Here is a 20,235-nt window from a genome sequence, read left to right on the forward strand (position 1 = left end):
CGGAGCGGCCGGCAACCGGTCGGGGCGCTCGTGGCACGGTTGACGGCCCACCTGCGGTCGGCATCGGGCCGCGTCCTTGCCCCCGACGAAGGGACCACTTCGTGAGTCGGCTGTGGAGCCGGTTGGGTGCCCGTACGGCCGCCGTGGCGCTGCTCTCCGTGGGCGTAGCCGGTGGCTTCTACCTGGGCGAAAACCGGGAAACCCAGCAACAGGGCCTGGCCGAGCAGGTCAGCCACGAGGTCGACCGGGCCGATCTGGCGTACCAGCGCGAGCGGCAGGCCACGAACCAGGTCAAGTTCGCCCAGCAGCGGGCCGCCGAATACCAGGCCAAGCTGCGCGCGGCACAGGCCGCCAAGGAGGCCGCCGAGCGGGCCCGCCGGGCCGAGGCGGCCGCGGCGTCCCGCAAGCGCGAGCGCGACGCGGCCAACGCACCCGCGAAGCCGTACGACGGGCCCATCCCCGCGTCCTGCGAGGAGTACAGCGGCAACCGGAAGATCGGCTGCGCGCTGATGATCGACAGCGGCTTCGGCATCGCCGAGTTCCCCTGCCTGGAGAAGCTCTGGAACAAGGAGAGCGGCTGGAACCACAAGGCCCGCAACTCCTCCTCCGGCGCGTACGGCATCCCGCAGGCGTACCCGGGCAACAAGATGAGCGCCTTCGGCGCCGACTGGCAGACCAGCCCGGCCACCCAGATCAAGTGGGGGCTGAGCTACATCAAGGGCAGGTACAAGACGCCCTGCGGCGCCTGGACCTACTTCCAGAACAACGGCAGCTACTGACGGTTCGACGGCGGGGCGGGTGGGAAGCCACCGCCCCGCCGTCGCCCGTACACCGGTCTGCTCGAACGGGACGCGAGTGGCGGTCGCCCGCTTTTGCTGATAGCAGTTGTAGCGTGACCCTGCACCCGTCAAGTGACGACCCCTACCGGTTCGGCACCGAGTCGTTCTACGCCTCGCTCGGCCGGGCCTTCGTCGCCATGTGCGCGGTGGTCCCGTTCCTCTTCCTCATCGAGGCCGCCGACCAGGGCCTCGCGTTCGGCCTGGACGCCACGGCCGGCATCATCCCGCAACGCATCGAAGGGCTGGACGGTGTCTTCTTCTCACCGTTCCTGCACCACGGCTTCGACCACCTCTACAGCAACAGCATCCCGCTGATCCTGCTGGGCACGTTCGTCCTGGCCGCCGGAGCCCGCCGGTTCCTGTGGTCGACGCTCGTCATCATCCTGGTGAGCGGTCTCGGCGTCTGGTTCACCGGCTCGCCCAACTCGGTGGTGGTCGGCGCGAGCGGCGTCATCTTCGGCTACCTCGGCATCCTGCTCACCCGGGGCATCGTCGAACGGAGCTGGTGGAACTTCGCCGTCGTCCTCCTGGTCGGCCTGCTCTACGGCTGGCAACTGGTCGGCATCCTCCCCACCGACGAGCGGATCTCCTGGCAGGGCCACCTGTTCGGGCTGCTCGGCGGTGTCGTCGCGGCGATCCTGTTCCGGCGACGGCGGCCGACCGTCGAGGGTCCGGACTACTCCGGCTCCACGCTCAGCCTGCCCTGACCGATTCCTCGGCGCGCCTCTGGGACGTCCTTGCCCGACCGCCGCCGTCCGCCTACGGTCGAGATCAGCAAGCGTTGATCCGTAAGCGGAAAGCGACGGTACGCCATGCGTGAGGTCGATGTCGCCGTGATCGGGGCCGGTCCGGCCGGTCTCTTCGCCGCGTACTACGCCGGGTTCCGGGGTCTGTCGGTGGCGGTGATCGACGCGCTGCCGGAGCCAGGCGGTCAGGTCACCGCGATGTACCCGGAGAAGCTGATCCTCGACGTGGCCGGTTTCCCCGCCGTCAAGGGCCGCGACCTGGTGGCCAACCTGGTCGCCCAGGCAGCTCCGTTCAGTCCGCAGTACCTGCTCGGCACCCGAGCGGAGAAACTGGCGTACTCCGATGGTCGTCCGGTGCTCGGCCTGGCGGGCGGCGAGCAGCTTCAGTGCGGAGCGGTCGTGATCACCGGCGGGCTCGGCAGCTTCAGCCCTCGGCCGCTGCCGTGCGCCGACGGCGCTCCCGGCACGGGCATCGTCTACTTCGTCACCGATCCCGCCGCGTTGGCCGACCGGGACGTGCTGATCGTCGGTGGCGGCGACTCGGCCTTCGACTGGGCGCTGGCGCTGCAACCGTTGGCCCGTTCGGTGACCCTGGTGCACCGGCGGGAGAAGTTCCGGGCCCACGCCTCGACGGTGGCCCGCGTGCTGTCGCTGCCGGTGCGGGTGGTGGTCAACGCCGAGATCAGCCGGCTGCTCGGGGACGGCACGCTGACCGGCGCCGAGGTGACGGTGCGCGGCGGCGCGGTCGAGACCCTGCCGGTGGACGTCGTGGTCGCGGCCCTCGGCTTCACCGCCGACCTGGGCCCTCTCGCCGAGTGGGGGCTGCACCTGGACCGCCGGCACATCCTGGTGGACAGCGCGATGGCGACGAACCTGCCGAGGGTCTTCGCGGCGGGTGACATCACCGAATACCCGGGCAAGGTCCGGCTGATCGCGACCGGCTTCGGCGAGGCAGCGACAGCCGTCAACAACGCGGCCGTGGCGATCGACCCGAGCGCACACCTCTTCCCCGGGCACTCCTCCGACGCCGGTTGACCGTCGGTACCGGAAGCAGACCGGTCCGTAGCCGGACCGAGACGCGCTCACCGGACCCTGAGGGGATGACCGGTCTCGCGGCACGGCACGACGGCGCACCGACGACACTGTCCTGGCTCTGCCACCCCACCACGCTGCTCGCCCTGGTCCTGCTGGTCGTCAACGACCACGTGTTGAAGCCTGCCTTTCCCGGGCTGCTGACCGGCAAGCTGAGCGACGTCGCCGGGCTGGTGCTCGCTCCGCCGCTGGTCGCGGTGCTGCTGACCCTCCTGGTGCCGCGGCTGCCGGCCCGGATCGCCGCGGTGGTCGGCCTGGTCGCGGTGGGCGCCGGGTTCGCGGTCGTCAAATCCAGCGGGTACGCGGCCGAACTGGCCTCCTCTGCCTGGACGGTGCTGGCCGGGCCGTCGCTGGTCCGGGCCGACTGGACCGACCTGCTCACAGTGCCGGCCCTCGGACTGGCCTGGTGGAGTTGGACGCGGGCCCGCGAGCGGCCGGTGCGGCAGCGGGCCGCGCGGTTGGCCCGAATGCTCGTGGTGCTGCCGCCGGCGGTGCTGGCCGTGGCCGCCACCAGCGCCGTCTACTACCCCTACGCCGTGGGCGCCACGACGCTCGACGGAAAGCCCGCGATCTCGGTCGGCAGCGGCTACAGCATGTCGGACTGGCCGACCAGTCCACTGGACGGAGAGTGGGCGGTCAGCGACAGCGGCGCGGCGACCTGGCGGGCAGCCACCCAGGACGAGAAGCAGCGGCTGAACAATCAGGACTCGCCGCGTCGGCAGGCCTGCGCCCCCGACCAACCCCGCCGCTGCTACCGGGTGGTCACCGGGCACCTGCGGGTGGAGCGGAGCGACGACGCCGGTGTCACCTGGCGGGTGGCCTGGGAGGTGCCGGACGGGCAGCGCGAGGCGCTGGGCCGCCAGTCACCGAACCCGGGTGACATCGGTCGCCACTTCGCCTCCCGTGAGCTGACCGTCTATCCCCGTCTCGGTGGCGGCCACGAGGTGCTGGTCGCCAACGGTCGGGACGGGTTCCTCCGCAGCCTGCCGAACGGGGAATGGCAGCGAGACGGCTTCCTCTTCGAGGAGGGCAGACCCGCCATCCACTGGGAGGATCCGCCCAGCCTGGACGGCAGCAGCCCCGGCAACCGGCAGATGGATCTGCTGCTCGCCGTCCTGCTCGCGTTGACTCTCGGAGCGGCGGTCACCCTGGTCGCCAGTGCTCTGGCCATCCGCCGCGCCGTCGGCGAAAAGTCGTGGGGGATCGTCGGCAGCCTGCCGATGGTGCTCGCGGGGCTCGTGTTGACGGCTCTCTGGCAGCGGTCCGACGACTTCCTCGCGGGGCCGTTCGTGTTGTTCGCCCTCCTGCCGCTGGGCATCCTGCCGGCCATCGTCCTTGCCGTCCGCGCCTGGTACGCGGGCGCGACGGCACGCTGGGTTGGCTGGATGCTGGGTGGCCTCGTGCTCACCGTGCTCCTGACCGGAGTGCCGCTGATCAGCTGGTTGTACGGCAACCCGCCGCAGACCCGCTGGGCGGTGTCGTTGGCCCTGCTGGCCACCGTGCCGGGCCTGCTGTTGGCCGTCCGGACCTCCGGGCTGGTCGACCGGACCCTGCCGCGCGGCCGACGGAACAGGCCGTACTACCTACCCACTCCGCCCTACCCGCCGTACCCGGCCCAACCGCACCAGCGGGTGCCGCCGCCCTGACCCCGACCCCGACGGTCGGTGGTCAGCGGCGGGCGGGTGGCCCCAACGCGGCGACCAACACGGCCACCATTGTCAGAGCCGCCCCGAGCAGGGTGTTCAGGCCGGGGTGCGAGGCCGCGGTGGGCAGCAGCACGTCCAGCAGCACCGCGCCCACGATCTGCCCGGCGATGGTGGCCAGGCCGAGCAGCAGCACCCCGGTGAACCGCACGATCGCGGCGGCGATCGCGATGAACACGATGCCGATCGGGCCGCCCAGGTAGAGCCACGGCTCGGTGGGCAGGTGCCCGGTGGGCCAGCCGCGTACGGCGGTGTCGATCGCGAACGCCACGAGCAGGGTGACAGTGCCGACGCTGAAGTTGACCAGGGTGGCGGTCAACGCGCTGTCGGCCGCCGCCCGGACCTGTCCGTTGACCGCCTGCTGCCAGGCGATGGCCACCCCGGCGAGCAGGGGCAGCAGGGCGAGCGCCAGCATGCCGGGGTCTTCGAGCCGGTCACCGACCGCCAGGAGGACCGCCAGCACGGTGAGCACCGCACCGGCCAGCCGCTGTCGGGTGACCGGCTGCCGGCCGGTCGGCCCGATCCCCGCCCGGTCCACGGCGAGGCTGCTGCCGGTCTGACCGGCCACCACCGCCACCGTGAAGACGGCCACGCCCAGCGAACCGATGGTGAGGCCCTGGGTGGCCACCAGGAACGCCCCGCACATCCCGCCGAGGCACTGCCAGGGCCGCAACGCACCGCTCGCGAGCGCACGCCGCAACGCGACCAGGCCGCGCCGCCCGCCGGGAGTGGCGGGCACCAGCACCAGGAGCACCACCAGGCCCACGCCGAAGGACACCACAGCGGCGGCGAAACCGTCGGCGAGGCGTACCCCCAGCTCGCCGTTGATGCGTGACTGCACCGCCACCGCGACCCCGGAGATCGATGCCAGCGCGACACCGGTGATCCGGCGGGTGGCCGACAGGACCTGCGGGGCCGCCGTGTCGGCGTTCGTCACTCCTGCTCGGCCAACGGGCGGCCGTCGAAGTCGACCGCGGAGTAGAGCGCCAACTTCTCCAGCCGGTGGTACGAGTCGATCACCCGGATGGTGCCGCTCTTCGAGCGCATCACGATCGACTGGGTGTACGCGCCACCCGCCCGGTAGCGCACCCCGCGCAGCAGATCCCCGGAGGTGACTCCGGTCGCCACGAAGAAGCAGTTGTCACCGGTGACCAGGTCGTCGGTGCTGAGCACCCGGTCCAGGTCGTGCCCGGCGGCGATCGCCTTCTCCCGCTCCTGCTCGTCGCGCGGCCAGAGCTTGGCCTGCATCGCGCCACCCATGCACTTCAGCGCGCAGGCGGAGATGATGCCCTCCGGGGTGCCGCCGATGCCCATCAGCACGTCGACGTCCGACTCGCCCCGGGCGGCGGCGATGGTGCCGGCGATGTCGCCGTCGGAGATGAACCGGATGCCCGCCCCCGTTCGGCGGATCTGCGCGACCAGGTCGTCGTGGCGGCTGCGGTCCAGCACGCAGACCGTCACCTCGGAGACGTCGGTGCCCTTGACCTTGGCGATCCGGCGCACGTTCTCGGCCACGCCGGCGTTGATGTCGATCACGTCGGCGTACGCCGGACCGACGGCGAGCTTCTCCATGTAGAACACGGCGCTGGGGTCGAACATTGCGCCCCGCTCGGAGACGGCGAGCACCGCCACCGCGTTCGGCATGCCCTTGCTCATCAGGGTGGTGCCGTCGACCGGGTCGACCGCGACGTCCACCTCCGGGCCGGTGCCGTCGCCGACGTGCTCGCCGTTGAAGAGCATCGGGGCGTTGTCCTTTTCGCCCTCGCCGATCACCACCACGCCGCGCATCTGGATCGAGTTGATCAGCTTGCGCATCGCATCGACGGCGGCGCCGTCGCCGCCCTCCTTGTCGCCCCGACCCACCCACCGGCCGGCGGCCATCGCCGCTGCCTCGGTGACCCGTACCAGGTCGAGGGCGAGGTTTCGGTCGAGATCCTGTGGGATCCGCGTCCTGGTGTTCGTCATGACGGTTGCTCCTCCTCGCGACGGTGCGGGGACGACCGGTAGCGGGGCGGTCCCCGCTGTCGGCTTTGTCGCTGATCCTCACACGATGGCCGACCCGGCGTCGGCGCGGGGCGGTGATGGCCCGGATACCGCCGGTCGGGCTGCTGCGAAGATGGAGGGGTGGAACCCGCACAGCCAGCCGACCGCGCCCCCGCCGACAGCACGCCGCCCGACGGTCAGCCGCCGGTCGACGTCCCCGCCGACCCCGGTGGTGAGCCTGCCGCGACCGATCCGACGCCGCCGCCGCGGATGACGTCCGGCAAGTCCGAGCGCTCGCCGAAGGACATGGCGATCTCGCTGCTTGTGCTGCTCGTCCCGATCGCGCTGCTGCTGGCGTTCTACCGGGGCTTTCTCGGTGGTGACCAGCCCACCACAGTCGATCCGGCCCCGGCCATCGAACAGGCCCGGTCGGCGAACGTGTTTCCGGTGAGCCAACCGGAGGGGCTCGGCTCCGACTGGTCGACGGTCAGCGCCCGCTACCAGACCGTCGAGGGCGGCGCGAACCTGCGGCTCGGCTACCTAACCCCGGAGGGGCGGGGAGTCCAGCTCCTGCAGAGCAACGTGCCGGCGGAGCGACTGCTCCCCGCCGAGTTGACCGACCGGGCCCAGCCGCAGGGGCCCACCGAGCTGGCCGGGCGCAACTGGCAGCGCTACACGGCCCGGGACAACCAGCAGGCGCTGGTGCTGCTGGAGCCGAACCGTACGGTGATCGTCGTCGGCGATGCCCGGGACAACGAACTGCGCGAGTTGGCGGGCTCGCTGCGCTGACCGCCCCTGGTGGGCAGCGAAAATGGGCAACCGGACAGAAGGGTGATTGTCCGACGCGTCAAGCGGGAACAAAGAGAGGGTGACCCGGGCGCGTTGCTCGGCCCGGGTCGCGCGGCGCAGCCGACGGTGCTGCTGCGTCGCCCGGTTTCCGGCGCCGCCCAGGTCGTCGGGTGACCCTCTTGGGAGACACGTATGACTGTCCGACGACTCGGCGCCGGCCTGGTGGCCGCCGCATTGATCACGCCCGCCCTGGCCGCCTGCGCCAGCGGTGGCACCGGCACCGCCGGCTCGACCGCGACCCCGACGGTGACGGCGTCCGGCACGGCGAGCCCGACCGGAGCCCCGGTCGCGGGTGACGCCAAGCAGGCACTGCTCGACTCCACCAAGGAGATCAGCACCGGCAACTTCCGCTTCGCCCTCACCGGTGTCGGTTCGACAGTCGAGGGGCAGGTGCACCAGCCGAGCCAGAGCGCGGCGATGAAGATCGCCATCGGCGGCCCCTCGTCCGACCTGGCGATGAAGCTCGACGTGATCCACTTCAAGCCGGACAGCTGGGTCAAGCTGGAGCTGAGCGGCGCGAGCGCCAACAGCCTGCCCGAGATCAAGCAGCTCAACCTCGGCAAGTACCAGCACCTGGACCAGGCCCGGATCAAGGGCAACCGCAACCTCGGCTTCGACTTCGACAAGGTCGACCCGGCGGGCAGCGCGGTGCTGACCCAGGGCATCACCGAGGTACGCAGCACCGGCACCGGCGCGTACGCCGGCACCATCGACGTCACCAAGGCCGCCGAGGCCGGTTCCCTGAACGCCGCGACGATCGCCGCGCTCGGCACCCAGGCGAAGACGGTGCCGTTCACCGCGAAGGTGGACCCGCAGGGTCGGCTCAGCGAGCTCGTGCTGCAGTTGCCGGCCGCCGGGCAGACCGCCGCCCAGGAGATCAAGATGACGTACTCCGACTACGGCGCCGCCACCGCCGCGCAGAAGCCGCCGGCGGACCAGGTCGTCGAGGCCCCGGCCGAGCTGTACAAGCTGTTCAACTGACGTACGCGGATGGGGCGGCTCCGGCCGCCCCGTCCGGTCGCTGGTCGCCAAGGCCAAGATCCGCGCAACGTCCCTGATAGTGCTGCCTCCCACCAGCGGGAGACACCACCATCCCGGATGTTGCGCGGATCTTGGCGAAGCAGCCAGCGCCAGCCGGCGGTCAGGAATTCTGCTCCTGCCGGGCGGCGTCGATCCGTGCCCGCGCGCCGTCCAGCCAGCGTTGACAGATCACCGCCAGCGCCTCGCCACGCTCCCAGAGCGCCAGGGACTCCTCCAGCGAGGTGCCACCGGCCTCCAGCCGCTCCACCACCGAGGCCAGCTCGGCGCGGGCCTGCTCGTAACTGAGCCGCTCATCCGGCCCGGCCTTCGTGTCGTCAGTCATCGCATCCATCTCAACACACCGCTCCCCGGGCCACCGTGTCGCCACAGCCGGTTCCATCGCGCTGCCGCGCGCTTGCTCCGTCGGGTCACTGCTCGGTCGTTCCGTCGCGTTCCCGCTCGCCCGTCCGACTGGGTCGGCGCTTGGCCGTCGGCACCGGCTCGCGGCGCTCGGCCGTTGCCACCGGCTCGCGGCGCTCGCCCGTTGCCACCTGGTGGGCGCTCAGCCGTCCACCGTCGCGGCCAGTTCGCCGTCGGCCAGCCGTACCCGCAGAGGGTCGCCCTTGCCGACCTCCACCGCCGCGCGGACCACGTGGCCGTCGGCGCGCTGCACGATCGCGTACCCCCGGTCGAGGGTGGCGGCGGGGGAGAGCGCGCGCAGCCGCGCCACCGTGTGCCGCAGGTCGTCGTCGGCGGCGGAGAGTCGGTGTTCCAGGCATCGGCCGGCCCGCTGACGCAAGGCGGTCAGCTCGGTCGCCCGTTGGTCCACCATGACCTGCGGTCGGGCCAGCACCGGCCGGGACCGCAGCCCGTCGAGCCGGTGCGTCTCCCGGTCCACCAGGTTGCGGACCGCCCGTTCGAGGCGGTGCCGGGCCTGGCCGATGAGGCGTACCTCCTCGGTGAGATCGGGGACGACCCGCTTGGCCGCGTCGGTCGGGGTGGAGGCGCGGACGTCGGCGACGTAGTCGATCAGCGGCGCGTCGGTTTCGTGGCCGATCGCGCTGACCACCGGCGTACGGCAGCCGAACACCGCGCGGCAGAGCGCCTCGTCGGAGAACGGCAGCAGATCCTCGATGCCGCCACCGCCCCGGGCGATGATGATCACGTCGATGGTCGGGTCGGCGTCCAGCACCTTGAGCGCGTCCACGATCTGGGGCACCGCGGACGGGCCCTGCACGGCGACGTTGACGGTGCGGAACTCCACGGCGGGCCAACGCCGCCGGGCGTTGGTCAGCACGTCGCGCTCGGCCGCCGACGCGCGACCGGTGATGAGCCCGATCCGACCGGGCAGGAACGGCAGTCGGCGCTTGCGAGCCCTGTCGAAGAGCCCTTCGGCGGCGAGCAGCTTCTTGAGCTTCTCCAGCCGGGCCAGCAGCTCCCCGAGCCCCACCTGGCGGATCTCGTCGGCCCGCAGGCTCAGTGTGCCCCGGGCGGCGTAGAACTCCGGCTTGGCGTGCAGCACGACGCGGGCACCCTCACGCAGCTCCGGCGCCCCGGCGTCCAGTACGTCCCGATTGGTGGTGACGGTCAGACTCAGATCCGCCGACGGGTCACGCAGGGTGAGGAACACGGTGCTGGCTCCGGGGCGACGGCTGATCTGCGCGACCTGCCCGTCCACCCATACCCAGCCCAGCTTGGCGATCCACGCCCCCACCTTCTGGCTGACCACCCGCACCGGCCACGGCTCCTCGGCACTGCTGGCCCCGCCGCCCACCCGTCCACCCTCAGTCACCCGCCCACCCTACGGACCCTCCCGGTGATCAAGAGGTTTGCGTCAGCTTCGGGCGCGTTTTTGACGCAAACATCTTGATCACCGGCTCCGGGTGGCGGGCCGCGGCCCGGTGGCGGGTAGTGGGACGGCACGTAGGATGGGCGGGTGACTGAGGCTGAGGCGACCCCCCGGACCGGCAAGCGCGTGCTCCTGGCGAAGCCCCGCGGTTACTGCGCTGGCGTCGACCGCGCGGTGCAGACCGTCGAGGAGGCGCTCAAGCTCTACGGTGCCCCGATCTACGTGCGCAAGCAGATCGTGCACAACAAGCACGTCGTGCAGACCCTGGAGGCCCAGGGCGCCATCTTCGTGGAGGAGAACGAGGAGGTGCCGGAGGGTTCCACAGTCATCTTCTCCGCGCACGGCGTCGCTCCCGAGGTCTACGAGCAGGCCAAGGCCCGTTCACTGAAGGCGATCGACGCGACCTGCCCGCTGGTCACCAAGGTGCACCACGAGGCGAAGCGGTTCGCCGCCGAGGACTACGACATCCTGCTCATCGGTCACGAGGGGCACGAGGAGGTCATCGGCACCGCCGGTGAGGCCCCCGCCCACATCCAGCTGGTGGACGGTCCGGACGGCGCCGACAAGGTCACCGTCCGTGATCCGGAGAAGGTGGTCTGGCTCTCCCAGACCACGCTCTCGGTCGACGAGACGCTGGAGACGGTGGCCCGACTCAAGCAGCGGCTGCCGCTGCTGCAGTCCCCGCCCAGCGACGACATCTGCTACGCCACCTCCAACCGGCAGCACGTGGTCAAGGAGATCGCCGCCGACTGCGACGTGGTGATCGTCGTCGGCTCGACCAACTCCTCCAACTCGGTTCGCCTGGTCGAGGTCGCCCTGGACGCGGGCGCCCGTGCCGGTCACCTGGTCGACTTCGCCCACGAGATCGACGACGCCTGGCTGGAGGGCGCCACCACGGTCGGCCTGACCTCGGGCGCGAGCGTCCCGGACGACCTGGTCCAGGACGTGCTGGCCCACCTCGCCGCCCGGGGCTTCGGGGACGTCGAGGAGATCACCACCGCCAACGAGCGGCTCACGTTCTCGCTTCCGCAGGAGCTGAAGCGGGACATGAAGGCCGCCGCGGCTCGCGGCTGAACGCGGGAACGAACCCGACCCGGCGTACGTCGAATCCGGCATGAGGACTCTTCGGCTCGCCGTCTCCGCGCTGGCCGTCTGCGTGGCGCTGAGCGCCTGCGGCAGCCAGGACGCCGGAGGCGGCACACCCACTCCGACCCCGACGGGAGCGCAGCCGGTGAGCAGCCCGCCCACGCCCGACCCGACCGCCTCGCCGTCGACTGTCGATCCCACTCCGCCCGCCGGCTCGAAGACTCCACGGGCCCCGAAGCCGGGCGGGCCCAGCACACCCCCGGGAGTCGGCGCGACCACCCTGAGCGGCACCGTGCAGGGCGGCGTGGAGCCCGGCTGCGTACTGCTCGACGGTTACCTGCTGCTCGGCGGTCCCCGTGACGTGCTGACGCCCGGCGCGCGGGTCGAGGTCACCGGTCGGGTCGAGCCCGGCATGATGACCACCTGCCAGCAGGGCACCCCGTTCGTCGTGTCGGCCGCCCACCGGTCCTGACGTCGTCGGGGCCGGCCGGCGCAACGACCAGCAACCCCTCGCTCTGACGGACAGGAGCCCGCCCCCGGATCCGGGGACGGGCTCCTGTCCGGTGTTACGGAGTGATCAGTTCACGGCGCCGATGGAAACGGTGCCGCGGCCGACGACCGCGCCCTCGGTGGTGACGATCGCCAGCTCACCGGAGAGCTGCCGCCCGTCGGCCGGAACGGCCACCGCCGTCACCGTGCCGGTGATGGTGGTCGACTCGCCGTGCATCAGCGGCACCGCGGTCGCCGGGGCGGTGATCGTGCCCAGCGACGCGGACGCGAACGCGTCGTAGTAGTCGTAGGCGGTGCTGGTGCCCGGCCCGTCGACCCCGTACGGCTCCACCACCACGCGGTAGGTGCCCGCGGGCGGGTTGGTCAGCGTGACCGCCTCCTCCGAGTCGCCGTCGGCGGCCCGGCCGACCTCGACGTCACCCCGGTAGACGAACAGGTCCAGGTCGGCGCCCGCGTTGGCGGGGTTGCCGATCCGGGCGGTGAACGTCGACGTGCCCGCCGGGATCTCGACGGTCCACTCCTGGTTGGGGCCGCCCTCGGTGATGGTCGGACGCTCGGTGCGCACACCGGTCAACGCGCCGCTACGGCCGCTGACCGAGACCGGACCGAAGACGTTCGTCACGTCCCAGCTCACGTTGGTCGGCTCACCGGCCTCGACGCTGGGCAGCTCGACCAGCGCCGGCTCGACCGCCAGGCCCTGCACCCGCACCTGGAGCTTGAACGGGTTGTTCAGCGCCGGGGAGGTCCGCCGCGACTCCACCTCGATCTCCCAGACCCCGGGCAGCGGGTTCTGGTAGTCCCGCTCCTGCGGCTTGCAGACGTTGACGTCGGAGAAGTTGGTGTAGCAGACGGTGCTGGTGGTGGCCTCCACCGGCACGCCCAGCGGGTTGATGGCGATGAACCGGGTCTGGGAATCGGTGGCGATGCCGGACAGGTTCACCTGAAGCGCCTTGGCGCCCTCCGGCACCGTCACGAAGTACGACGTGAAGCCGTTGCGGTCGACGGAGCCCTCGTTGGCGTACGCGAAGGTCGGCTTCTTCACGTCGTTCGAGGCCACCACCACTGTGGAGACCTCGAAGTCGACGACGTTCGTGGCCGGGTCGTCGATCCGCATGATCGCGCCGTGGGCGCCCTCTGCGGTCGGCTTGGCGGTCACGTTGACGGTGACGGCCTTGTTGAGCGGCAGCGCGACGGTCTTCGGTGCCTTGAACGTGCCGTCGTCGCCCTGCAACGTGACGTCGTGTTTGATGGTGCCGGCCGGGCCGCTGGTACGGGTGATCTTGACCGGGTAGGTCTTGCCCTGCCCGACCTTGTGACCGCCGTCGGAGGCGGCACAACGGTTGTAGACGCCGGTGCCCCGACCCGGGTTCGGCACGAACTTCACGCCGTTCCAGATGGTCAGCTGGTCGGCCAGCGGGCTGCAGACCGCCGCGTCGGAGACGTACGACCGGGTCTCGACGCCCTGACGGAGGAGCTGCCAGGCGCCCGGCACGTTGACCATGCCGTAGCCCTGCGCGTACGTCGGCACGTCAGCGATCGGCTTGGCCGAGGTGAACAGCGCGCGCCGCAGCGCGGCCGGGCTGACGCCCCGGTCGGTGGCCTTGGCGGCCGACAACAGCAGCGCGCCGGCACCGGCGGTCTGCGGGGACGCCATGGAGGTGCCGTTCAGCATCGCGTAGCCCGGGGGCAGCGCGTAGCCGGCCTCGGCAACCGGTGCCCCGAGCTGCCAGGTCGGCGCGGTGGAGATGGCCGAGCCGGGGGCGGCGATGTTCGGCTTGAACCCGCCGTCCTCGCGCGGGCCACGGGAGGAGAAGTTGAACAGGGCGTTCTTCTTCCGCACCACCGAGCCGTAGTTGGCCAGCCAGGTGTCCTTGCTGATGCTGGCGGCGACGCTGATCACGTTGCTGGCGACGGACGGATCGCCGACGGTGTTGAGACCCGGACCGGAGTTGCCGGCCGAAATCACCAGCTGCACGCCGTACGTCTCGATCAGTTCGTTGTAGAGGTTCGTCCGGGCGTTGTTGCCGTCGTTCAGGCCCGGAAGGCCGCCGATCGACATGTTGACGATGTCGACCCCACGGTTGGCCACCAGGTCGATCATGCCGGTGGTGAGGGCCGCCGCGGTACAGCCGCCGCCCCACGAGCAGGCGCGGGCGGAGACCAGCTTGGCACCCGGGGCCGCGCCGTCGAAGACGTCGTTGCCGAACATGTCGTTGGCGGCGGTGATGCCGGCGACGTGGGTGCCGTGGGTGCTCTCGACGATGCCGATGTTGACGTAGTCCCAGAGGCCCGGAAGGCCGATCGGCGCGGTGTTCACGTTCTTGCGGAACTCGACGACGAAGGGCTGCCGCTCGGCGACCGCTGTAGCCGGGTTGTCGGTGCCGAAGTAGCCGATGTCGTACTTCTCCTTGTACGGCCGCATCATGGGGTCGTCGGTGAAGTTGCGGTTCTGGTTGGCGTCGACCCAGATGTTGTTGGTGGCCGGGTCGTAGAGCACACCCCAGGTGTCGGTGGTGTCGCCGTCGCGGTTGACGTCACCCCGGGCGTCGCTGGCGGCCGTGACCGACTCGCTGAACAGGTTGAACCGGTACGTGCCGGCAGGTGCCGTCCAGGTGCCGCCCGCGATGGTGAACGACGGGCCGGTGACCTCGGCCTGCATCCGCCGCCACGTCGGGTCCTCCAGCGGGTCGGTCGCGGTCACCCAGTCGACGATCTTGCGCTCGCCGGTGGTGGTCTGCTGCAACGCCGGATGGGCCAGGTCGACACCGGAGTCCATGATGCCGATCGTCACGCCCCGGCCGTCCCACTCCGGGTGGGCGTCGGTGAACCTGACGGCGCCCGTCTCGTTGGTCGGCATGTACGGGTTGTCCGCCCTGGTGGCCTCGCCCGGCGCCGCGACAGCGGCCTGCCGTGCGCCGGCGGTGCCGGTGGGGGTCTTCTCCGCGGCCGGGTCGGGCAGTTGGATGACCTCGTCCAGGTCGACGGCCGAGACACCAGGCAACCGCGCCGCCGCGAGGGCCTTGTCGGTCGGGACCTTGGCCAGCACGAAGCCGACCTTGTCCTGCCGCTGGCTGACGGTGCCGCCGAGCTTGGTGAGGCTGTCGGCGACGTCCGCCGCCTCGCCCTTCTCGGTGGAGACGATCAGGGTGACGGTCGGGGCCTTCTTGGCTCTGGCCTCGCCGAGCAGTTTGGCGTCGTGAGCGCCCAGCGTCTCGGCGGCGGTGGCCGGGGAAGCGTCCGGTGTGGTGACGGGGGCGGCGGCCGCGGTGGCGGCACCACCCACGACGGTCACGGCGCCAGCCGCCAGGACCGACGCGAAGAGCGCGGCGGAGGTACGCCGACGCAGATCTCGGGGTTTGCTCACGTTCTCTTTCCTCCAGAGAACAGGGCCCTCAGGGACAAGGGCGCATGGGTGAGCAAATCTTTCGGTGTATCGATGAGCACTGTCACTACTGGTCAGTCCCTTGTGACCACTTCGTGACATGCATGGATACGCACTGTCACATGGTTTGCCGGCTGGTCGGGACCTCGTCGTCGGCCGGGTCCACCAGCTCGGGCGCCTGCGGCTGCCGGGGCGCCAACTCGACCTGCGCGGGCGTCGCCAACTCATCGTCCGAGACGCCCAACTCGGCGAGCTTGCGGGCGCTGACCAGCACCCGCGCCTCCAACGAACCCACCGCCCGGTTGTACGCGGTCACGGCACCGGCCAGCGACGACCCGAGTTTGCCCACGTGGTCGCCCAGGGTGGAGAGCCGCCCGTACAGCTCGCGGGCGAGAGTGTGCACCGCGACGGCGTTGCGGGCCAGCGCCTCCTGCCGCCACGAATAGGCCACGGTGCGGAGCAGGGCGACGAGCGTGGCCGGCGTCGCCAGCACCACGTTGCGGGTGAAGGCGTGCTCCAGCAGCGTCGGGTCACGCTGGAGCGCGACGTCGAGGAACGGGTCGGCGGGGACGAACAGCACCACGAACTCGGGTGAGCTGTCGAACGCCGACCAGTACGACTTCGCGGCCAGGGCGTCGACGTGCCCCCGCAGGTGCCGGGCGTGCGCGTCGAGGTGGGTGTCCCGGCCGCGCTCGTCGCGCGACTCCATGGCCGTCAGGTACGCGTCGAACGGCGCCTTGGCGTCCACCACCACGGATCGGCCGCCGTGCAGCCGGACCACCAGGTCCGGTCGGACGACCTGCTGGTCGGTGGCGGCGGTGACCTGCTCGGCGAAGTCGCAGTGCTCCAGCATCCCGGCCGCCTCGACGATCCGGCGCAGCTGGTGCTCACCCCAACGGCCCCGGACCTGCGGTGCCCGCAGCGCCGCCACCAACTGCTTGGTCTCGGTGCGCAACTCACCGGAGACGGTGCTCATCGAGCGGACCTGCTCGCGCAGCTCGGCGTACGCGTCGACCCGGTCGTGCTCCAGCTCGGCCACCCGCTGCTCGTAGCGGCGCAGGGTGTCGTGCAACGGGGCGACGGCCCGGGCCACCGCCTCCTGGGACTGCGCGGTGGCCTCGTAGCTGAGCGCCCGCATGGACTGCTCCAGCCGGCCCTCGCCCTCACGGGTGGCGGCCAGGGTGGCGTCGAGGCGCGCGATGTCGGCCGCCGACCGGGAACGCGCCGCGAGCCAGCCCACCGCCCCGCCGGCACCGAGGCACACGATCACCAGGAGCAGGGTGGAGACGTCCATCACCGGAGCTTGCCAGACGGATACGACGTGACACCCGGGGGTACGTTCGAGTGCATGGAAGCTGTCCTGTGCCTCGCGGTCATCTTCATCGGCGTGGTGGGTGCCGGCGTGCTCGCCAGCACGAGGGCCAACGCTCGTCGACGCACCGCGCTCGGAGACGCCCGCGCCGACGCGCAACGGTGGTACGAGCGCCTCGGCGGTCAGTTGATCAACCTGCACGGTGACGACCCGGCCGTACGCCAGGCACTGGCCGACGCCGGTGAGCGGTACAACGCGGCCGGCTCACAGTTGGAGCAGGCGCGTACGCCGCACCAGTTCGGGCTGGCTCGCGAGACCGCGCTGGAGGGACTGGCCTACATCCGGGCGGCGCGTACCGCGTTGGGCATCGACCCGGGCCCCGAGGTTCCGGCGTTGGCCGCCGCCCGCGGCGTGGGCCAGCTGACCAAGGAGCGCGAGGTCGACGTGCAGGGGCAGACCTTCCGGGCCGGCCCGCAACCCGGCCGGGAAACGCCCTACTACTACCCCGGCGGGCGTTATCAGGGCCGGCCGGTGCCGGCCGGGTGGTATTCGACGCCGTGGTGGAAGACGGCGCTGGGCGCCGGCGCCGGCGTGCTCGGCGGCATCCTGATCGCCGACGCGCTGTTCTCGCCGGCCTTCGCCGACCCCGGTTACGGCTACGACGCCGGCTACCAGGAGGGCTTCGGCGACGGCTTCGACCAGGGCGGCGACCAGGGCGGTGACTTCGGTGGCGGCGACCAGGGCGGTGACTTCGGTGGCGGCGACTACGCCGGTGGTGACTTCGGCGGCGATTTCGGTGGCGGCGATTTCGGCGGTGGCGATTTCGGTGGCGGCGATTTCTGACCCCGCCCAGCCCGTCGATCATGGAGTTGTGGTGGCCGATTCGCCCCTGTAGGCGGCGTTTGTGGGGCACCACAACTCCATGATCGACCGGCCCGGTCGGGGCACGGCCGGGCCCGGCCTGGCCGGGCGGGGGGTCAGCCGGTGTTGCGCATTCCGGCGGCGATGCCGTTGACCGTGGTGAGCAGCGCACGCTCCAGGGCGGTGCCGTCGCTCGGTGCTCGCCGACCGCCCGGCGCGGTGGCCACCGCCCGTCCGGCGGCACCGGACTCCCGGTACTGCCGCAGCAGCGCCACCTGGAGGTGGTGCAACGGCTCCAGGTAGGTGTCGCGGACGGCAAGGGTGCGCTGGAGGACCGGCGAGTTGTCCAGCAGGGCGGGTGAGGCGGTGACCGCCAGCAACTCCCGCTTGGTCAGCTCGTACTCCTGCTCGATCTGCTCGAAGATCGGGTGCAGCTTCTTCGGAACCAGCGTCTCCACGTACCGACGGGCGATGTTCAGGTCGGTCTTGGTCACCATCATCTCGACGTTCGACAGGAACGTGCGGAAGAAGTGCCAGTTGCGGTGCATCTCCGCCAGCACGTCGGCCAGACCGGCCTCGCGCGCGGCGGCCAGCCCGGAGCCGACACCGAACCAACCCGGCACGATCTGTCGGGTCTGCGTCCAGCCGAACACCCACGGGATCGCCCGCAGACCGGACAGGCCAGCGCCGGTGTTCGGGCGCTTCGCCGGCCGGGACCCGATGTTCAACGCGCCGAGCAACTCGGTGGGGGTCGACGCCCAGAAGTACGCGGGCAGGTCCGGCTCCTCGACGAGGGACCGGTAGGAGCGGAACGCGGACTCGGAGACCACGTCCATCGTCGCGTCCCAGCGTTCCAACATCTCGGCGGGCTGCCGGGGCGCGGTGTGCAGCAGGGTCGCCTGGAGCACCGCGGCGAGGGTGAGTTCCAGGTTCTCCCGGGCCAGGGACGGCAGGGTGTACTTGTCGGAGATCACCTCGCCCTGCTCGGTCACCTTGATCGCGCCGTCCATCGTGCCGTACGGCTGGGCCAGGATCGCCTCGTGCGTCGGCCCGCCGCCGCGCCCGACCGTGCCGCCCCGGCCGTGGAACAGCCGCAGGTGCACCCCGTGCCGGGCGGCCACGTCACGCAGCGCCCGCTGGGCCCGGTGGATCGACCACTGGCTGGTGGTGATCCCGGCCTCCTTGTTCGAGTCGGAGTAGCCCAGCATCACCTCCTGCACGTCGCCCCGGGCCGTCACCAGCGCCCGGTACGCGGGCAACGACAGCAGCTCGTCGAGGAGCTCACCGCCGGCGTTCAACTCGGCCGGGGTCTCCAGCAGCGGCACGAACCCGACCCGGGCCCGCCCGCTGTGCACGTCCACCAGGCCGGCCTCGCGGGCCAGCACCACGGCGGCCAGGACGTCGTCGACACCCAGGGTCATCGAGATGATGTACGACTCGATCACCTCGCCGCCGAACCGGTCCTGTGCCTCCCGGATCGTCCCGAACACGTCGAACGTTTTGCGGGCCGGCTCCGTCAGCGACGTGTCGACGGTGGACAGCGGCCGGCGGCCGGTCAGCTCGTCGGCGAGCAGCTTGGTGCGCTCCAGCCGGGTCAGCGCCGGGTAGTCGGAGACCTCGCCGACCGCCTCGTAGAGCTGGGCGAGCACCGCGTGGTGCGCCTCGGCGTGCTCCCGGACATCCATGGTGGCCAGGTGCAGACCGAACGCGGAGACCGTACGGATGGTGGAGGCCAGCCGGCCGACGGCGGTGAGCTGCCCGGAGTTGCGGGCCAGCGAGGCGCGCAGCAGGTCGAGGTCGGCGATCAGCTCGGCGGAGCCGCGGTAGTCCCGGCCGGGGACGTGCGCGGTGCCCTGGCGTAGCCGTTGCCGGGTGTTGGCGAGCTTCGCCTTCACGCAGCGCGCCTTGAGCCGGTACGGCTCCTCCGCGTTGACCCGACGGAACCGTGTCGCCACCTCGGGCAGCGCGTCCAGGTCGGCGGCGAGGCTGGCGGACAGGTCCAGGGACACCCCGCGCAGCCGGCGGGAAACCGAGACCTCGTTGATGAGGTGGTCCATCGCCTTCTCGGTCGCGGCGATGCCGTGCTCGTGCTGGATGGTCAGCACCTCGCGGGTGACCGACGGGGTGACGAACGGGTTACCGTCGCGGTCGCCGCCGATCCAGGTGCCGAAGCTCAGCGGCCGGGCCGTCGGCGAGGTCTCCACGCCGAGGGTACGCAGCGTGTCGGCCAGGTCGTCGAGCACCTGAGGGGCGGCCTCGGCGTACAGGTCGCGCAGGTAGTAGATGGCGTTGCGCGCCTCGTCGGTCGGGTCCGGCCGGTCGAGCCGCAGCTCGTCGGTCTGCCACATCAGGTCCAGCAACTCGGCCAGTCGGCGGTTGGCGGGGCCCTCGTCGCTGGCGCCGTAGAGGATCGCGTTGGCCGTCTCGGTGTCCAACTCGTCGGCGATCGCCCGAAGCTTGGACAGGATCGAGCGGCGGGCCGCCTCGGTCGGGTGCGCGGTGAAGACCGGACGGACCGCCAACCGGCGTGCCGCGTCGGCGATCTCGTCGGCCGGAACCCCACGCTCGGCGATCATCTTGGCGGCCTGGTCCAACCACCCGCCCTGCACCGCGCGGCGTCGGCGCAGGTCCCGCGCACGGTGCACCTGCTCGGTGATGTTGGCCAGGTGGAAGTAGGTGGAGAAGGCGCGGGCCAGCTTGGTGCCGGTGGTCACGTCGAGCCCGCCGAGGCGCTGTGCGGCCGCCGGGGCGTCGGTGCGGACCTGGGCGCGGATCTCCTCGACGAGGTCGAGCAGCGGACGACCCTCCTGGCGGGCCAGCGTCTGCCCGAGCAGGGTGCCGAGTCGACGGATGTCGGCCCGCAGTGCGGCGTCCGGGCCGTCGTGGTCGTGCTGATCGGTCACGATGCGCTCCCTTACGTGGTGACGAAGGACAGCGCTGTCCGACTTACTGGATGGTATCCGCGTGCACCGGATGTGCGGAGGGCCCCCGGGTGATCCACTG

Annotated in this window: 17 protein-coding genes; 10 read left to right on the forward strand and 7 right to left on the reverse strand. The window is 71.4% G+C overall.

Going from position 1 to position 20,235, the window contains the following annotated elements; all coding sequences use genetic code 11:
• Nucleotides 1-101: 101 nt before the first annotated feature.
• The 4 genes from O7631_RS09380 (at nt 102) to O7631_RS09395 (ending at nt 4,323) form a co-directional block, all read left to right on the forward strand.
• Nucleotides 102-779, forward strand: coding sequence for a lytic transglycosylase domain-containing protein (locus O7631_RS09380; RefSeq protein ID WP_278143895.1), 678 nt, complete (start codon nt 102-104; stop codon nt 777-779).
• 113 nt (nt 780-892) lie between these two features.
• Nucleotides 893-1,546, forward strand: a complete 654-nt coding sequence (locus O7631_RS09385) for a rhomboid family intramembrane serine protease (protein ID WP_269681135.1) — start codon at nt 893-895, stop codon at nt 1,544-1,546.
• 105 nt (nt 1,547-1,651) lie between these two features.
• Nucleotides 1,652-2,620, forward strand: coding sequence for an NAD(P)/FAD-dependent oxidoreductase (locus O7631_RS09390; RefSeq protein WP_278143896.1), 969 nt, complete (start codon nt 1,652-1,654; stop codon nt 2,618-2,620).
• A 65-nt stretch (nt 2,621-2,685) separates the two neighbouring features.
• The gene (locus tag O7631_RS09395) at nt 2,686-4,323 is read left to right on the forward strand and encodes a hypothetical protein (RefSeq protein WP_278143897.1); all 1,638 of its coding nucleotides are present in this window, start codon (nt 2,686-2,688) and stop codon (nt 4,321-4,323) included.
• A gap of 22 nt (nt 4,324-4,345) precedes the next feature.
• Here O7631_RS09395 and O7631_RS09400 read toward each other — a convergent pair whose 3' ends face one another.
• Together O7631_RS09400 and glpX are read right to left on the reverse strand one after the other, a co-directional pair.
• Nucleotides 4,346-5,284: a DMT family transporter gene (locus O7631_RS09400; RefSeq protein ID WP_278147895.1), complete on the reverse strand. Its 939-nt coding sequence runs from the start codon at nt 5,282-5,284 to the stop codon at nt 4,346-4,348.
• Nucleotides 5,285-5,313: 29 nt separating this feature from the next.
• Nucleotides 5,314-6,345, reverse strand: coding sequence for a class II fructose-bisphosphatase (gene glpX / locus O7631_RS09405; RefSeq protein WP_278143898.1), 1,032 nt, complete (start codon nt 6,343-6,345; stop codon nt 5,314-5,316).
• Nucleotides 6,346-6,504: 159 nt separating this feature from the next.
• Between glpX and O7631_RS09410 the strand changes: the two genes are divergently transcribed.
• From O7631_RS09410 to O7631_RS09420, 3 genes are read left to right on the forward strand one after another with little or no spacing between them, the layout of a single operon-like run.
• The gene (locus tag O7631_RS09410) at nt 6,505-7,152 is read left to right on the forward strand and encodes a DUF4245 domain-containing protein (RefSeq protein ID WP_278143899.1); all 648 of its coding nucleotides are present in this window, start codon (nt 6,505-6,507) and stop codon (nt 7,150-7,152) included.
• Between the two features lie 42 nt (nt 7,153-7,194).
• Nucleotides 7,195-7,326 carry a hypothetical protein gene (locus tag O7631_RS09415; protein ID WP_278143900.1) on the forward strand — a complete coding sequence of 44 codons (132 nt, stop codon included), beginning with the start codon at nt 7,195-7,197 and terminating at the stop codon, nt 7,324-7,326.
• Nucleotides 7,327-7,344: 18 nt separating this feature from the next.
• Nucleotides 7,345-8,193, forward strand: coding sequence for a hypothetical protein (locus tag O7631_RS09420; RefSeq protein ID WP_278143901.1), 849 nt, complete (start codon nt 7,345-7,347; stop codon nt 8,191-8,193).
• Between the two features lie 160 nt (nt 8,194-8,353).
• Here O7631_RS09420 and O7631_RS09425 read toward each other — a convergent pair whose 3' ends face one another.
• Together O7631_RS09425 and xseA are read right to left on the reverse strand one after the other, a co-directional pair.
• Entirely contained in the window at nt 8,354-8,575 is a 222-nt protein-coding gene (locus O7631_RS09425; RefSeq protein ID WP_269681128.1) for an exodeoxyribonuclease VII small subunit, read from the reverse strand.
• Nucleotides 8,576-8,794: 219 nt separating this feature from the next.
• Nucleotides 8,795-10,024 (reverse strand): exodeoxyribonuclease VII large subunit, encoded by a 1,230-nt coding sequence (gene xseA, locus O7631_RS09430; protein ID WP_278143902.1) that lies wholly within the window; start codon nt 10,022-10,024, stop codon nt 8,795-8,797.
• A 144-nt stretch (nt 10,025-10,168) separates the two neighbouring features.
• On the opposite strand from xseA, the gene O7631_RS09435 reads away from it, so the two are divergent.
• Nucleotides 10,169-11,155, forward strand: a complete 987-nt coding sequence (locus tag O7631_RS09435; protein ID WP_278143903.1) for a 4-hydroxy-3-methylbut-2-enyl diphosphate reductase — start codon at nt 10,169-10,171, stop codon at nt 11,153-11,155.
• Nucleotides 11,156-11,195: 40 nt separating this feature from the next.
• Entirely contained in the window at nt 11,196-11,639 is a 444-nt protein-coding gene (locus O7631_RS09440) for a hypothetical protein (protein WP_278143904.1), read from the forward strand.
• Nucleotides 11,640-11,744: 105 nt separating this feature from the next.
• Here the strand turns inward: O7631_RS09440 and O7631_RS09445 are convergent, their stop codons facing one another.
• Both O7631_RS09445 and O7631_RS09450 read right to left on the reverse strand, forming a co-directional pair.
• Nucleotides 11,745-15,041 (reverse strand): S8 family serine peptidase, encoded by a 3,297-nt coding sequence (locus O7631_RS09445; RefSeq protein ID WP_278143905.1) that lies wholly within the window; start codon nt 15,039-15,041, stop codon nt 11,745-11,747.
• A gap of 136 nt (nt 15,042-15,177) precedes the next feature.
• Entirely contained in the window at nt 15,178-16,353 is a 1,176-nt protein-coding gene (locus O7631_RS09450) for a DNA recombination protein RmuC (protein ID WP_278143906.1), read from the reverse strand.
• A 54-nt stretch (nt 16,354-16,407) separates the two neighbouring features.
• Between O7631_RS09450 and O7631_RS09455 the strand changes: the two genes are divergently transcribed.
• A complete protein-coding gene (locus O7631_RS09455; protein WP_278143907.1) occupies nt 16,408-17,214 on the forward strand; it encodes a hypothetical protein in 807 nt (268 codons plus the stop codon).
• A 134-nt stretch (nt 17,215-17,348) separates the two neighbouring features.
• On the opposite strand, the gene ppc is transcribed toward O7631_RS09455, so the two are convergent.
• The gene (ppc, locus tag O7631_RS09460; RefSeq protein ID WP_278143908.1) at nt 17,349-20,135 is read right to left on the reverse strand and encodes a phosphoenolpyruvate carboxylase; all 2,787 of its coding nucleotides are present in this window, start codon (nt 20,133-20,135) and stop codon (nt 17,349-17,351) included.
• Nucleotides 20,136-20,235: the final 100 nt, after the last annotated feature.

The organism is Micromonospora sp. WMMD967 (genome assembly GCF_029626165.1).
GTDB lineage: Bacteria > Actinomycetota > Actinomycetes > Mycobacteriales > Micromonosporaceae > Micromonospora > Micromonospora taraxaci.

Bases quoted from the DNA above. Each gene is read 5' to 3' on its own strand.
- O7631_RS09425 (WP_269681128.1), bottom strand. From the start codon at position 8,575: ATGACTGACGACACGAAGGCCGGGCCGGATGAGCGGCTCAGTTACGAG.
- O7631_RS09420 (WP_278143901.1), top strand. From the start codon at position 7,345: ATGACTGTCCGACGACTCGGCGCCGGCCTGGTGGCCGCCGCATTGATC.
- O7631_RS09395 (WP_278143897.1), top strand. From the start codon at position 2,686: ATGACCGGTCTCGCGGCACGGCACGACGGCGCACCGACGACACTGTCC.
- O7631_RS09440 (WP_278143904.1), top strand. From the start codon at position 11,196: ATGAGGACTCTTCGGCTCGCCGTCTCCGCGCTGGCCGTCTGCGTGGCG.
- O7631_RS09390 (WP_278143896.1), top strand. From the start codon at position 1,652: ATGCGTGAGGTCGATGTCGCCGTGATCGGGGCCGGTCCGGCCGGTCTC.
- glpX (WP_278143898.1), bottom strand. From the start codon at position 6,345: ATGACGAACACCAGGACGCGGATCCCACAGGATCTCGACCGAAACCTC.
- O7631_RS09450 (WP_278143906.1), bottom strand. From the start codon at position 16,353: ATGGACGTCTCCACCCTGCTCCTGGTGATCGTGTGCCTCGGTGCCGGC.
- O7631_RS09455 (WP_278143907.1), top strand. From the start codon at position 16,408: ATGGAAGCTGTCCTGTGCCTCGCGGTCATCTTCATCGGCGTGGTGGGT.